Here is a 14,547-nt window from a genome sequence, read left to right on the forward strand (position 1 = left end):
CCGCCGATACCGGCCCCCGCCCCGGCATCCGGGGCGCGACCTCCCATGGGCGGTCGCCATCGATCCTCCGCGTCCGGCCATCCGGTGTGCCGGATCGCGGAGAAGCCGGCCCGGCATCGGGCCGTCATCCCGCCCTGCCCCGGCAGGCGTCGGCGAACGGAGGAACATCGTGAACGATGACACCACTCGTGAGGACAGGGGACCCGAGTTCGTGTTCGAGGCCGTCACCGGTCCCGACGGCAGGGAGACCACGGGCCGCTCGTGCTGCGGCGGTGGTCGCTGCGGCCACGACGACCCCGATGTGTGAGCCGGCCGTCTGAGACGGCCGGACGGGAGGCAAGGGGTGGGTATGGGCCTCTCGTGGCCTTTTCTCCCTTGCCTCCCGTCGCATGGTTACCGGTTACGGAGGTCTCGCCGATGGGTGTCCCGGCCGCGCGAGCACCGGCTACGGCGATTCCGGGGAAAGACGTCCCGGTCTCATGAGGGTCCTGGGCCAGAAAAGGGGGTCAGTGCGAGGGGATCGTCGCGGTGAAGCCGTGCCCCGCGAAGGTGCCGGAGACGGCGGTGTCGTCCTCGGCGCGGAAGGGCTTCCATGACAGTTCCAGCGCGCGGGATCCGCCGCCGCCACCGGTGACGGTGAGCCGGGCCGTGGCGTCGCCGCCGCTCAGGCGGACCTCGCCGTTCACGGTGAGGTCGCCGACGAAGCGGACGTCTCGCAGATCGACGGTGGCGGCCTTGTCGTCGAACGTCAGCGCGCCGCCGCGCAGGCCCGCCTGTGTGGCCGGCGCCCAGGGCGGGGTCCTGAGCGGGTTGCGCCTGGCGGTGGCGTCGGCGACGGTGGCGAAGGCGGCGGCGAGGACCCGGCGGTCCCGCGCGGGCAGGTCGGTGCCGCGCGCCTGGGGCACCCGCGCCACGGTCTCGGGGAAGGAGCCGACGGCGCGGTAGTTCGCGTCGTCACAGCGGGGTTTGTCGTCGAAGGCGTCCGGATCGGTGAGGAAGGCGCGCATCGCGTCGCGGACGCACTCGTTCACCAGGGCGCCGGTGGTGAGGTTGTGGCCGGCGAAGCGTACCCGGGAGAAGGTGGAGTCGGGGAAGCGCCGGGTCACCGCGGCGGCCTCCGCCGGGGTGGTGGAGTCGAAGTCCCCTCCCAGGGCGAGGACCGGCACCCGAGGGTGTTTCGCGCCCGGCGGCACGGGCGGGCTGACGCGAGGGGCCGGCCAGTCGGTGCAGACGTCCTGCATGCCGAGGATCGGACTCGCCGGAGGCGGTGCGGTCAGGTCGGTGACGGCGAACGGCCGGAACGGGCGTTCCCGCTTGTAGTGGCTATCCAGTTGGCGTCGCCGCTCGTCGGCCGGGGCGGTGCGCTCGAACGGGAAGGCGGTGTCGGCGCACATGTAGGAGAGCAGGCCCGCCAGTTCCGGCGCGCGCAGCGGCTGGCGCGGTGCCTCGTCGATCATTCGTGTGAGACGGCGTAGCGGGAGCCGGTCGCCGTTCAGGTAGGCGGCGACGGCCGCGCTCGCCTCGCGGCCGACCATCGGCAGGTAGAGGCTGTGCGTCAGGTTCATGAGGGACGAGAGCCGCAGCTGCGGATCGGGGTGGGCGCGCAGGTGCGGTACCAGCCTGGAGAGGAGGCCGGAGGGATCACCCGGCAGGCGGCGGCAGGCGCGTGAGGGGTCACAGGCCACGTCGAGCAGGTCGGCGCGGGAGCGGATCGGCGTGGTCACGTAACCGTCCTCGCCCGTGAGCACGATGCTGTCGAGCAGCACCCCGGAGAGGCCGTCCGGGTGGCGGGTGGCGTAGGCCTGGGCGAACACGGTGCCGTACGAGATGCCGTAGAACGTCACCTTCGGCACCCCCAGGGCTTCGCGGACGGCGTTCATGTCGGTGACGGCCTGGTCGGCGGTGAAGAACCGGGCGCGAGGACCCAGGTGGGCGACGCAGGCGCTCACGGTCTCCCGGCGCTCCAGGTCGAGCCCCGGGCAGAGCAGCGGGCTGGACTTCCCCAGCCCACGCGGCTCCACCACCAGGAGGTCGTGCCGGTCGAGCACCGGTCCCAGTGCCTCGGTCAGGAACGGCACCGCGGGGAGCGCCGGCGACGGCCCGCCCGGATTGGCCAGTATGGTCCCGGCCGAGGGACGGCCGGCGTCCTTCCTGGGCAGCCAGGCGAACGCCACCGTGATCCGCTCCGAGGCGGGATCACTCCAGTCGAGGGGCACCGTCATCTCTCCGTCGCAGCGGGTCTTCGCGGCGGCACACGGATGTCGGAACCCGCCCGCGTCCTTCGTCTCTCCTGCCGCCTCCGCGGTCCCGGTCCGCGTGATCGTCTGGGATGTGTCGTGGTCGCGGGCGGCGGCGCTCTGGGTGGTGAGCGGCGAGACGAGAAGCGCCCCGCAGGTTGCCGCGCCGACGAGCGCCGCCGCGACCCGGCGTGTGATGGATCGTTGGTCTGCGTTCATGCTTTCCAGGCTCGTCCGCGATCGGCCCCCTTTCCTCGGCACGGGGAACGGTTTCCAGCCTGGGAGCCGGGCACCGGCCGCTCTCCTCTTTTGGGAGTACGGTCCCAGAAGGGAGAACGGCCGGAAGGGCTCAGCCGGTGGTGCCCGGGGTGACGAACCCCGCCTCGTAGGCGGCGACCACGGCCTGGGCGCGGTCGCGGACGCCGAGTTTGGCGAACAGGCTGGTCACATGGTTCTTCACGGTGGAGGTCGCGACGTCGAGGGTTTCGGCGATCTCCAGGTTCGATCGCCCGCGCGCGATGAGGACGAGCACCTCCCGCTCGCGGTCGGTCAGCCCGGCGAGCTCGGGCGGCATCGTCGCGGGCCGGGGCCGTACGGCCCTGACGAAGGTGCCGATCAGCCGGGTCAGCAGCCGTGGCGCGACGACCGAGTCGCCGCGGTGCACCACCCGCACACCCTCCAGGAGCTCCTCGGGGGAGATGTCCTTGGGCAGGAAGCCCGAGGCTCCGGCGCGCAGAGCCTCGACGACGTACTCGTCCAGGTCGAAGGTGCTCAGCGCGAGCACGCGCACGCCGGGCAGCTCGGCGGTGATCCGTCCGGTGGCGGTGACGCCGTCGGCCTCCGGCATGTGCAGGTCCATCAGCACCACGTCGGGGAGCAGGTCGCGGGCTAGGGCGAGTGCCTCCTCGCCGTCGCCGGCCTCACCCACCACGGAGAGGTCGTCCTGGGCGTCCAGGATCATCTGAAAGCCGGAGCGCACCAGCGCGTGGTCGTCGACGACCAGCACTCTGATCATGTCCCTTCCTCCCGTGAGGCCGGTTCGTGGCCCGGCTCCGGTCGTCCGGCGGTTCCCAGAACCGGGAGGGGCAGCCGGGCGTGGACCCGAAAGCCCCCGCCCGGCAGGGGACCCGTCTCCAGCCGCCCACCGCAGAGTGCCACACGCTCGGCCATGCCGCCCAACCCGAAACCCTCGCCGGGGTGGTTTTCGTGTCTCTTTCCGGCAGGGGGCACCCCGGGCCCGTCGTCGACGACCTCCACCTCGACCGCGGTGGGCCCGTACTCGACCCTCACCCTCACCGGGACGTTTCCCGCGTGCTTGCGCGCGTTGGTCAGGGACTCCTGGACGATCCGGTAGACGGCGTGGTCGACCGCCGCGGGCAGCCGCCCTGGGGTGCCGGTCACCTCCAGAAAGGCGGGCTGATCCGCCTCGCGGGCCCGGCCGACCAGCGAGGAAACCCTCCCCGAGAGGCCGGTTTCCTCGCCGGTGAAGGACGGGCTCTCGACGGGGGCCGGGTCGTCCGCCCGGTCGGCGCGCAGCACGTGCAGCAACTGCCGCATCTCCGCCATCGCCTCCCGCCCGGCGCGCTCGGCGCTGAGCAGGGCGGCCTCGGCCCCGGCGGGATCGCGGGCCATGGTCGTGCGCGCCGCCCCCATGAGGACCTGCATCGCGCTGATGTTGTGGGCGACCACGTCGTGCAGCTCGCGGGAGATGTGACGGCGCTCCGCCCGTACGATCTCCTCGGCGAGTTCGGCCTGCCTCCTGCGGATGGCCTCCGCGCGCAGCCGCGCCAGCCTGCCCAGCCCGACGAGCAGCAGCGGGACGAAGATCCCTACGGAACCGGAGTCCTGACGTTCGGCTCCGGTGGCGAGCTGGACGGCCGTCGACACCGACGGGTAGAACAGCCCCACCGCGACGGCCGCGACCCAGGCGCGCCGGGCCTCGCCGTACCTGCCCGCCGCGTACAGGGCCAGCATCGCCTGCAGGCCGTACCCCTTCCAGCCCGTCGACACGACGATCACGCAGTCACAGGCCACGGCGACGGCGACGGCGACGACCGGCCTGCTGCGCCGCCACAGCAGCGCCGCCGACGAGACCGTGAAGAACACGAACGCCAGGACGGAGAACCTGTCCTGCAGAACGGCGAGGGTGACGTACACCGCCCACACGCCCAGCGCGAGGAGCACGTCGGCGACCCGCGAACGGCTCGCTTCCGGCCATCGTGTTCGGAGCCAGGAAAGCCCGCGCACGAACCACGCCCCCGCCTTCGTGCGCGCCCCCGTGAGAGTGCCTCGCGCGTTGTCGAGGGTGGCCCGCACTCCAGAGGAAACCTTCATCGTCGCGGTCGTTCGCGGCACCGCCGGGCGCGGATCCCGCCCGCGGGGCTCATCCGGCCGGTGAGGCTCACCGGGGGGCCTGCGGGGGAGGGGCGAATCCGGTGCGCGACCGATCGGGGGCGTTGTGAGGTAGGGGCTCGGGTGCTCGGGGCATAGGAGACCAGGCTTCCAGACCGCAGGCCTGCAGACCACGTCATTTGGTGTGGCTCATCCCTTTCGAAGGATTCCATGAAGATCGTGCGGCGGCGGAACGCGCGCTCGGCGCCTGCGGCGCCGTCGATCGTCGCTGTCTCGCCGATCAGCCGGGCGGTGCCGGGTGGTGAAACTTTCAACGGATGTCAGGAGTGTTCGCACAGGTCAGCGCGCGAGGAAGTGAGGCGCCGACGGCGGGGACTACAGCGGAAGAGGCGTGCCACCTATGGTGGGAGCGCTCCCATGCCTCCTTCGAAGGAGCCGATCCATGCCAAGAAGATCAATCCTGGCCACGCTCTGCGCGGCTTTGGTGATCGCGTCAGGTGCGGCGCTCGCCGGCGCCTCCGGCGCGTCCGCCGCCGATTCCCCGTTCTACGTCGATCCGGACACCGGTGCCGCCAAGTGGGTCGCGGCCAATCCCGGCGACTCCAAGGCGCAGGTGATCCGGACCCGGATCGCCTCCGTGCCGCAGGCCCGGTGGTTCACCACCACCAACACCTCCACCGTGCGCGGCCAGGTGTCGTCGTTCGTCGGAGCGGCGGCGTCGGCGGGCAAGATCCCCATCCTCGTCGTCTACAACATCCCCAACCGCGACTGCAGCGGCGCCAGCACGGGTGGCGCGCCCAACCACACGGCCTACCGTCAGTGGGTCGACGAGGTGGCCGCGGGTCTGCAGGGACGCCCGGCGACGATCATCCTGGAGCCGGACGTGCTCCCGATCATGACCAGCTGCATGAACTCCTCCCAGCAGCAGGAGACGAACGCCTCCATGGCGTACGCGGGCAAGAAGCTGAAGGCGGGCTCGTCCTCGGCGAAGGTCTACTTCGACATCGGGCACTCGGGGTGGCTGTCAGCGTCGGAGGCCGCCAACCGCCTGAGGGCCGCGGACGTGGCGAACAGCGCGGACGGCATCTCCCTGAACGTCTCCAACTACCGGTGGACCTCCACCGAGGTCTCCTACGCCAAGAACATCATCTCCGCCACCGGGATCTCCAGGCTCCGCGCGGTGATCGACACCAGCCGCAACGGCAACGGCCCGCAGGGCAGCGAGTGGTGTGACCCGCCGGGGCGGGCGATCGGCACGCCGAGCACCAACGCCACCGGCGACTCGATGATCGACGCCTTCCTGTGGATCAAGCTGCCGGGCGAGGCCGACGGCTGCATCGCCGCGGCCGGGCAGTTCGTCCCGCAGCGCGCCTACGACCTGGCCATGGCCGCTGGACCCGGCCCGGATCCCACCCCGACCCCGACCCCCACGGTGACGCCGACGCCCACGCCGACTCCCACTCCGGGTGGCGGCAAGGCCTGCACGGCCAGCTACCAGCTGATCGGCTCCTGGCCGGGCGGTTTCCAGGCCGAGGTGACCGTGCGGAACTCGGGCGGCGCGGCCCTCACGGGCTGGACGGTGAACTGGTCCTTCCCCAACAACCAGAGCATCACCCAGCTCTGGAACGGACAGCACACCCAGAGCGGCGCGAGCGTCTCGGTGCGGAACGTGTCCCACAACGGCAACCTCTCCGCGGGTGCCACGGCGAACTTCGGGTTCACCGGCAACTGGTCAGGAAGTAACGGCGCGCCCTCCTCGGTCAGCTGCACCGCCGCCTGACCAGGTGGTGCGGCCCTGATCCGGACGGCTCGCGCGGTATGCCCCCCGCGCGAGCCGTACCGGATTCTTCCGCCTTCCCTCCGACCGCGTAGCCGAAAGGGAGAACCGGTCTCATGGGTCCGTTCCGCGCCTTACCCTGGGATTTTGCCCGGCCGGAGCGGGCCCGCAGGGGCCGCTCGCATGGCCGCGGTGGCCTTCGTCATGATCTGTCGCATGCTCTCGACCTCCTCGGGGGTGAGCTGGTCGATCAGGAAGGCGCGCACGACGGCCACGTGCCCCGGCGCGGTCCGCTTGAGGCAACGGATGCCCTCCTCGGTGAGCACGGCGAGCACGCCCCGCTCGTCGGAGGGACAGGCTTCCCTGGTGACGAGCCCTCTCCGCTCCAGCTGGCCGATCTGATAGGTGAGGCCGCTCTTCGAAACGATCAACCGGTTGGCCAGCTCGGTCATCCGCATCCGCCCGCCGGGGTCCTGGGAGAGTTTCGCCAGGATCTCGTACTGGGCGTGGGTCAGATCGGCATCGACTTTCAACTGATCCTCGACGCGTCGCTCCAGGAGGTGTGTCGCGGCCACATAAGCCATCCATGCGGCCATCTCGCTCTCATTGAGCCATTTCACGTCGCTCACCGGAACATTCTACTGCTTGTTCAAATTTGAACTAACCGCTATGGTTTGTACAAATTCGAATGACAGGAGGAGTCAGAATGCTTGACCAGCTAAGACCGTATGTCCTGTTGCTGGCGAGGATCGCTCTCGGCGTAATCTTCGTATTCCACGGCTCACAGAAGTTCCTGAGCTCGGGGCTGGCCCAGACCACCGCGGCCTTCGACGCCATGGGGATCCCCCTCGCGGTCGTCTCCGCACCGGCGGTCGCCATCATCGAGGTCGTGGGCGGTATCGCGCTCATCCTGGGCGCGGCCCTGCCCGTGTTCGGCTTCCTGCTCACGCTCGTCATGCTCGGTGCCCTCGTCTTCGTTCACCTCTCCAACGGCTTCTCGGTGAGCGAGGGCGGCTACGAGTACGTGCTGGCCCTCGCCGCGGGCACCATGGTCATCGCCCTCAGCGGCGGCGGAGCCCTCGCCGTCGACGCCCTCTGGCAGCGCCGCCGCCAGCCGGCCACCGTCTGACCCTGTAAGAACCTGTAGGACACCGTCGGACCCTGTCCGACACCGCCGTCACCATCCGACCGGCCGTCGTACGGAGCCGGCTCCTGGAGCGGTCACCGCTCCGGGTGGTTCGGCCGGTCGCCGGAATTACGGATGCCGGGTCTTTCCCCAGCGGGAGGGCCCGGCCGACCGGAACCAACGACATCGAACATTACGAGGTCCCGATCCCGGACAATGGGCATAGCTGTTCTCGACAGCGCTCAAGAGTTGGGGGTCGGTGTGCGTCTGATCCAGAGAATCGGCAGGGATTTCAAGGCCCGGCAGCATATCGACGCGTACGCTCTCACCGTCGTCCTCTTCGGTTTCGCCTTTCTCTCGATATTCGCCGACAAGCTGGAAGACGACCTCAGATGGGCGGCCCTGTTCTCCGGGGTCGGGCTGCTCCTCTACCGGCTCACCCTCACCGACGAGCCCGCGGAATCGCGCACCGACCTTCTGCACGACCGTTCCGTGTACGACAGGGTGCCGCTCTCCTCGCTGCTCGCCCAGGCCCGCGACGTGCGCGTGTTCGCGCCCTCCGCGGTCAACCTGCTGTCGGCGCAGACCTGCGAGCTGATACGCAACACGGTCCTCGCCAGGGAGCGGGGAAGCGCCAGGATCGTCATTCTCGACCCCACGGAGAAGGCGGCGGTCCGGCAGGCCGCGAAACAGCTGGACGATTCGGTCGAGTTTCCCGTCCAGCGGCTTCCCGCCGCGCTGGAGAGCACGACGGAACGCCTACGGTTGATGAGCGGCTGGAAAACGGCGGGCCGGTTCGAATACCGCCTTCTTTCCTACAACCCGGGATTCAGCCTCGTCCTTGTCGACCCGGAAACCCCCGGGGGCCGTGTCATCGTGGAGATTCACGGTTTCCACAACACGTCCATCTCCTCGCGCATGCACCTCGAGCTGACCCGTGGCCGCGACGAACGCTGGTACACCTACTGGGTGAGCCAGTTCGACCACATGTGGGAGGCGGCGAGAGCGGACGACGTCACGCCGTCCTCCGCAGAAGCTCCTCGGCCTGCGCCCGCAGATGCCCGGGAAGCCCGGGAGTGACCGCGCCGAGCGCCCGCGAGGCGAACTCCTCCGACAGGGTGGGCCGCCCCAGCAGGGCGTGGACACGTGCGGCCCGCACCAGCAGGGGGCCACTGTCGGAGTCGCTGTCGGAGCCGTCGGCGAGGGCGTCGAGGATCTCCTGCTGGGCGGCGTCGAACCGCTGCTCCAGGGCGAGGGCGAGCGCCCTGGCGGCGATCGTGCCGGGCCGCTGGTGCCTGCGTACCCGATCCAGGTCGCGCAGGGCCTCCACCGGCTTTCCGAGGTCGGCCAGGATCTCACCGCGCAGCGCGAGTGCCTCGGCGGGGGGCTCGTCCGCGAGCGCCACGGCCCCGTTGAGCAGGGCGAGGGCGGCGCGCGGCTGTCCCAGATGCCACAGGGCCTGCCCGAGCGCCAGATGCGCCGGCAGGTCGTTGGGAACCCAGGAGAGGGCGGCGCGCAGCCGCTCGACGGCGCTGTCGTAGTGTCCCAGCGCCAGCCAGAGCCGCCCTTCCCCGGTCAGCGCGGAGGCCACGCCGTTGAACCGCTGCAGCGTCGCGAACAGGTCGGCCGCCTCCTCGAACCGGCTGCGTGCGCTCTCCGTCTCACCTTCCGCCGACGCCACCTCTCCCAGGATCAGCAGGGCCTCGGCACGCACCCACGTCTCCCCGCTCCCCGAGGCGCGGACCGCCTCCTCCGCGAGCCCGCGGGCCGTCTCCCAGCTCTCTCTGGCCAGTGCGAGCCGCGCGTCGCCGAGATAGGACGCCGGGGGCCGCGACTGGCGCACCGACCCGATCAGACGGTCGTGCTGCAGCTCGTACCAGCGGATCCCCAGCCGGTGCTCGCCGCGCAGGATGTGGGAGTCCTCCAGGGCCTTGGCGACGGCGTTCGGCATGCCGGCCGTCTCGTGGAGTCCTTCGTAGACGGTGTTGCGCGTCCCGTGCTCGGTGACGAAGGTCCTGCGCAGCCAGGAGCGGATCTCGCTCGACGTGACACCGGATCCGGCCGAGACGCGCGCGAGCATCCGATCGCAGAATCCGGTGAGGAACCGGTCGACGTTCACGTGCAGGTTCACGTGGTCCACGCTGATCTCCCTGAGCCCGGAGGGCAGCGACTCCCACAGTGCGGAGCAGACGACCTGCAACTGGACCGGTTCGATCGTGTTCAGCGTCAGCGTGGTCGTCTGCCCCTCGTCGTTGGAGATCGGGACGGTGCGCAGGTCGTCGACGAGCCGTTCCGCGGCCCCGGGGGCGAAGAACCTGCCGGTGCGCTCAACCGGCCTCGTGGTGGCGTCGAGCGCCGCGGCGCGCGTGAGCGGCGGCAGCTGGAACCGCGCCCGCGAACCTCGGCCCAGCGGGCGCTCGTGCGGCAGGACGGAGGCCAGATACTCCTCGCGCAGGGAAAGCAGCAGGTGGAGGCCGTCGTGATCCTCCACCGCCCGCGCCAGCTGGCGCAGGAGCTCGTTGCGGTCCTCCTCGCGGTCGAGCGGGCCGCCGAACAGCTCCTCGGCCTGGTCGAGGGCGACCAGGACGGGCACCGGGTCGCCGTATCTGTCGGTGCGTTCCGGGCGTTCGGCCAGGAAGTCCGAGATCGTGAGCCCTGCCAGCGCGGGCAGTGGCCGGTCGGGGGCCCAGGCCGACAGAAGCGCCAGCACATAGGGGTTGCCGGGCATCTTCGGACGCAGCGAGGCGATGCCGTGGGGTGACACGCGGGCGATGGGCAGCACGTCGGCGCGCTCGGGCTCCACGCGGGGCAGGACACCCGCCTGCAGAAGGGACGTCTTGCCGACCCCGGAGGCCCCGAACAGCACGGTGAGGCCGGTGGCCTGCCAGATGGTGGCGATGTCGCGGGCCTCGCGTTCCCGTCCGAAGAACAGGGTGTGCTCGCTCCGGTCGTAGGGACGCAGCCCCACGTAGGGCCGGATGGTTCCGTCGCCGGCGCGTGTCGCGGTCGTCATGACGTCCGTCCCATTCTCCGCCGGAGCTCCGCGCAGAACTCCGAGGCGGTCCCCAGGAAGATCGAGATGTTCCAGCGGTCGAGATAGTGGGTGATGTAGCGCCTGGCCTTGCTTTCCGCGCTCTCGGTGCTCTTCGCGCTCCCGGTGCTCCCGGTGCTCCCGGTGCCGCCCGTGGGGCGGCTCACCTCGGGCATGAGCTGCACGCTCACGTGCCGCCGCTTGTTGCTGCGAGGTGTGTTGCGCACCAGGCCGTGGAACAGCACCCGAAATGTCCAGTCCTGCAGGCTGTAGCCCACGAAGAGCAGCGGCCGGGTGGTCATCGCCCGCAGGATCGGGATCGGCAGCGGATGCCGCCCGTCGGTCGCGACGGCGTCCACCATGTTGACGAGGTACGTCAGGTAGTCGGCCTCGGTCAGCACCAGCGACGCGGGCTCCGCCCAACTCCCGTGGAGGTGGTAGACGATGGGCCGCTCCACCGTCGGCTCCGGCAGGAGAGGGGCCGCGCCGGGGTCGGTGTCCCACCAGGGGGAGACGGCGACGTGGGGATCCTTGCCCTCCGCCCGCAACGCCTCGGCCAGGAAGTCGTCGTAGTTCGTCGTGAGGAACGTCGTGAGCGGGAAACCGGCGAGCAGCCGGTGAGGCTCGCCGGGATCAGTCACCGGAGGCCGGCCGTGCGAGCGCAGGTGGCCGCAGACCGTCTCCTTGAGGTCGACCGGATCGCGCACCACGGCCTCGCCGTACTGCATCACACGGGCCAGGTCGCCCGCGTCGGAGAACGGATAGCCGTAGCGGAGGGCGTACTGGTTGCTGAGAGCGGCGCCGGTGGGCAGGGTGCCGGCACAGGCCCCCGCTCCGAGAAAAGGGGCGCAGTCACCCCTGCCGAGCTGGTCGATCAAACGTTCCCAGTCGGTGTCGTCCACGGCTCCACCATGTTTGTCGACAAAGAGCGTGAGTATCGCACTCCAATGTCGCACATCGCCGGGGTGTCACAAAGGTTTTGATATGAACGAATCAAATCCGGCCACCGGGCCGGTGTCCTCGTCCTCGACTATTTCCCGCAGCGCGAGTCCAAGAGCGGAATCGTCGATCCCATCAAGATCGGCTAGGTTCATCCCTGTGAGGTCGATCAGGCCTTTGCGGTAATCGGTGTCGGCTATGACGGTTTCGTCGCTCATGCGGTCTCCCTCGCACCCCCGCGTTTCCGGCTCTCCGTGTGTCCCCGCCCTGGCCCATCGTTACACTCTTCCGGTGGTCGGACGAGTGCCTCCGAAGATAATTTGGAAGACGGGCCGGTATGGTTTACGGATAACAATCCTTTTTAAGGTGTGACAGTTATCTCCTTTTGGGACATAGCCATAAGACTCTGACCTCTTTGTTTATGCGCGTGTGAGGGGCGGGCGTCTAGGCTGATCCCAAATCGGGTGAGTGGAGGCGGTCGCGTGCCCATTTCACAGTCGTCGGGGTCTTCCCGGACAACGGGACGCCAGCCCCAGATCTGGGGCAAGGTTCCCCAGCAGAACAAGAACTTCACCGGCAGGGAAGATCTTCTCGACAAGCTGCACACGGGGGTCACCGCCGAGGTCACCGCGGTGGTTCCGCACGCCCTCCACGGGTTCGGCGGCGTCGGCAAGACCCACGTCGCGATCGAGTACGCCTACCGCTTCCGGCACGAGTACGACCTGGTCTGGTGGATTCCCGCGGACCAGCCGATGCTGGTGCGCTCCTCGCTGGCCGCGCTCGCCCCGCACCTGGGAGTCCCCTCCTCCTCCTCGATGGGCGTGGAGGACGCCTCGGCGGCCGTGCTGGACGCGCTGCGCCGCGGTGAGCCCTACTCCCGCTGGCTGCTCGTCTTCGACAACGCCGAGCAGCCGGAGGACATCAACGAGATCATCCCGCGCGGTCCAGGGCATGTCCTGATCACCTCACGCAACCACGCCTGGCAGAGCGTGGTCGACACCCTGCCCGTCGACGTCTTCACCCGGGCCGAGAGCATCGAGTTCCTCAGCAAGCGGGTGCCCAGCTCGACCAGCCTCGACGACAGGAACCGGCTGGCCGAGGAGCTCGGCGACCTGCCGCTCGCCCTGGAGCAGGCCGGGGCCCTGCAGACGGAGACCGGGATGTCCGTCGAGCAGTATCTCCGGCTGCTGCGGGAGCAGACGGCCCAGCTGCTCGGGGCCAACAAGGCGCCCGATTACCCGCTGTCCATGACCGCGGCGTGGTCGCTGTCGGTGTCGCAGCTCAAGGCGAAACTGCCCGAGGCCGTGCAACTCCTGCGCTGTTGCGCCTTCTTCGGACCGGATCCGATCCCTCGCGACGTCTTCGGAGTGCTCACCGAGGAGTTCGCTCCGGGGTCGTCTCTCGGCGCGATCCTCGCCGACCCGATCCTGCTGAGCAAGGCCATCAGGGAGCTGGGGCGTTACGCCCTCGTCCGGATCGACTCCGAGAACCGGACCATCCAGGTGCACCGGCTGATCCAGGCACTTCTGCGCAACGAGCTGAGCGACGAGGAGCAGGCGTCCTTCCTCCATGAGGTGCACCTGCTGCTGGCGGCGGCGGTGCCGGGCCTCCCCGACAACAACGTCCTGTGGCCACGCTACGCCGAGCTGCTCACCCACGTGACCCCCGCGGCGGTCGAGGTCAGCCAGGATCCCCGCGTTCGCGCCTTCGCCCTGGACGTCGTGCGCTACCTCTACTCGTCGGGGGGCTACCAGTCGGCGAGAAACCTTGTCGGGCGCCTGATCGAGAGGTGGCGGGCCGACAGCGGGGACGAGGACCAGTACGTGCTCTCCGCGCAGCGGCACTTCGGGATCATCCTGCGCGAGCTCGGCGACTACCGGGCCTCCTTCGAGCTCAACCGCGAGACCCTGGCGCACATGCGGGAGGTCCTCGGACCCGACCACGAGGAGACCCTGCTGATCACCAACAGCCACGGCGGCGACCTGAGGATGCGAGGTGACTTCGCGGCCGCCCTGGCGCACGACGAGGAGTCGCTGCGTCAGCACCGGACGCTGTTCGGCCAGAAACACCGCCGGACGCTGCGGACCATGAACAACCTCGCGCTCGACTACATGCTGCTCGGCGACTACCAGAAGGCGAGCGAGCTGCAGCAGACCGCCTACACGTTGCAGCGCTCCGGCGATTCCAAGTCGAGCCAGCAGTCCATCCTCACCTCATGGAACGGCCTGGCCCGCATCGTGCGGCTCAGGGGCGAATACTCGGAGGCCTGCGACATCGGCGAGGACGCCTACGACTTCAGCGTCCAGGAGCTCGGGGCCGACCACCCCAGGACCCTGCGTGCGGCCAAGGACCTGTCCATCGCCAAGCGCAGGGCGGGACTGATCGACGAGGCGTTCGAGATCGCCCAGCGGACGTTCGAGCTGGAGGAGCGCATCTTCGGCCGCGACCACCCCGACACGCTCGCGGCCGCCCTGTGCCTGGCCAACGCGCAGCGCACCAGGGGTGAGGTCGACGAGGCGCTGGGACTGTTGCGCGATACGGCGGCCCGTTATCCCAGGCGCTACGGGGACGAGCACCCCTTCACCTTCGGCTGCAACATGAACCTCGCGCTACTGCTGCGGGTCAACGGAGACATCGAGGAGGCGACCGAGCTCGACCTGAGATCTCTGGAGGGCTTCGACCGCACGCTGGGACGTGAGCACCACTACTCGCTCACCTGCGCGATCAACCTCGCCAGTGACCTCGCCGCCGGTGGAGAGGTCTCCCAGGCCGGGCGACTGGGTGAAGAGACCCTGGCCCAGTTGCGGGAGCTTTTGGGCATCGACCACCCGCTCACCCTCGCCTGTGCGAACAACCTGGTCATCGACCTGCGGACGCGGGGGGCCTCGGCGGAGGCGGAGACACTACGGGCCGACACCTTCGAGCGCTATCGGCGGGTGCTGGGCGAGGAGCACCCCGACACGACGGTGGCGCTGAGGGGGGAGCGGCTCGACTTTGACTTCGATCCGCCCGCGCTGTGACCGGCATGCCCGCGCTGTGACCGGCGCGTCCGGGCGGCCGCGCCGCATTTCCCGTGCGCCGGACG

At 69.8% G+C, this 14,547-nt stretch carries 12 protein-coding genes; 5 read left to right on the forward strand and 7 right to left on the reverse strand.

What is annotated here, in order from left to right; all coding sequences use genetic code 11:
* The first annotated feature begins 169 nt into the window (after nt 1-169).
* The gene (locus AB0B96_RS20335; RefSeq protein ID WP_362900697.1) at nt 170-307 is read left to right on the forward strand and encodes a hypothetical protein; all 138 of its coding nucleotides are present in this window, start codon (nt 170-172) and stop codon (nt 305-307) included.
* A 199-nt stretch (nt 308-506) separates the two neighbouring features.
* On the opposite strand, the gene AB0B96_RS20340 is transcribed toward AB0B96_RS20335, so the two are convergent.
* From AB0B96_RS20340 to AB0B96_RS20350, 3 genes are all read right to left on the reverse strand, one after another.
* Complete coding sequence (locus tag AB0B96_RS20340; RefSeq protein ID WP_362900699.1) at nt 507-2,456, reverse strand: alpha/beta fold hydrolase; 1,950 nt, start codon at nt 2,454-2,456, stop codon at nt 507-509.
* Nucleotides 2,457-2,586: 130 nt separating this feature from the next.
* A complete protein-coding gene (locus AB0B96_RS20345) occupies nt 2,587-3,252 on the reverse strand; it encodes a response regulator transcription factor (protein WP_362900701.1) in 666 nt (221 codons plus the stop codon).
* The gene (locus AB0B96_RS20350; RefSeq protein ID WP_362900703.1) at nt 3,249-4,571 is read right to left on the reverse strand and encodes a sensor histidine kinase; all 1,323 of its coding nucleotides are present in this window, start codon (nt 4,569-4,571) and stop codon (nt 3,249-3,251) included. The genes AB0B96_RS20345 and AB0B96_RS20350 overlap by 4 nt, the downstream gene beginning before the upstream one ends.
* A 460-nt stretch (nt 4,572-5,031) precedes the next feature.
* Between AB0B96_RS20350 and AB0B96_RS20355 the strand changes: the two genes are divergently transcribed.
* On the forward strand, nt 5,032-6,369 hold the full coding sequence (locus tag AB0B96_RS20355; RefSeq protein ID WP_362900705.1) for a glycoside hydrolase family 6 protein: 1,338 nt from the start codon (nt 5,032-5,034) through the stop codon (nt 6,367-6,369).
* 131 nt (nt 6,370-6,500) lie between these two features.
* On the opposite strand, the gene AB0B96_RS20360 is transcribed toward AB0B96_RS20355, so the two are convergent.
* Nucleotides 6,501-6,995: a MarR family transcriptional regulator gene (locus tag AB0B96_RS20360; RefSeq protein ID WP_362900707.1), complete on the reverse strand. Its 495-nt coding sequence runs from the start codon at nt 6,993-6,995 to the stop codon at nt 6,501-6,503.
* Nucleotides 6,996-7,072: 77 nt separating this feature from the next.
* On the opposite strand from AB0B96_RS20360, the gene AB0B96_RS20365 reads away from it, so the two are divergent.
* Nucleotides 7,073-7,495: a DoxX family protein gene (locus AB0B96_RS20365; RefSeq protein ID WP_350944042.1), complete on the forward strand. Its 423-nt coding sequence runs from the start codon at nt 7,073-7,075 to the stop codon at nt 7,493-7,495.
* Nucleotides 7,496-7,753: 258 nt separating this feature from the next.
* Nucleotides 7,754-8,572, forward strand: coding sequence for a hypothetical protein (locus AB0B96_RS20370; RefSeq protein ID WP_362900710.1), 819 nt, complete (start codon nt 7,754-7,756; stop codon nt 8,570-8,572).
* Here the strand turns inward: AB0B96_RS20370 and AB0B96_RS20375 are convergent.
* The 3 genes from AB0B96_RS20375 to fxsA form a co-directional block, all read right to left on the reverse strand.
* Nucleotides 8,508-10,505 carry a tetratricopeptide repeat protein gene (locus AB0B96_RS20375; RefSeq protein WP_362900712.1) on the reverse strand — a complete coding sequence of 666 codons (1,998 nt, stop codon included), beginning with the start codon at nt 10,503-10,505 and terminating at the stop codon, nt 8,508-8,510. The genes AB0B96_RS20370 and AB0B96_RS20375 overlap by 65 nt on opposite strands.
* Entirely contained in the window at nt 10,502-11,425 is a 924-nt protein-coding gene (locus AB0B96_RS20380) for an SIR2 family protein (RefSeq protein WP_362900714.1), read from the reverse strand. The genes AB0B96_RS20375 and AB0B96_RS20380 overlap by 4 nt, the downstream gene beginning before the upstream one ends.
* 66 nt (nt 11,426-11,491) lie before the next feature.
* Nucleotides 11,492-11,680, reverse strand: coding sequence for an FxSxx-COOH cyclophane-containing RiPP peptide (gene fxsA, locus AB0B96_RS20385; RefSeq protein ID WP_362900716.1), 189 nt, complete (start codon nt 11,678-11,680; stop codon nt 11,492-11,494).
* Nucleotides 11,681-11,944: 264 nt separating this feature from the next.
* Between fxsA and fxsT the strand changes: the two genes are divergently transcribed.
* Entirely contained in the window at nt 11,945-14,482 is a 2,538-nt protein-coding gene (gene fxsT / locus AB0B96_RS20390) for an FxSxx-COOH system tetratricopeptide repeat protein (protein WP_362900718.1), read from the forward strand.
* Nucleotides 14,483-14,547: the final 65 nt, after the last annotated feature.

Source organism: Streptosporangium sp. NPDC049046, from assembly GCF_040649155.1.
GTDB lineage: Bacteria > Actinomycetota > Actinomycetes > Streptosporangiales > Streptosporangiaceae > Streptosporangium.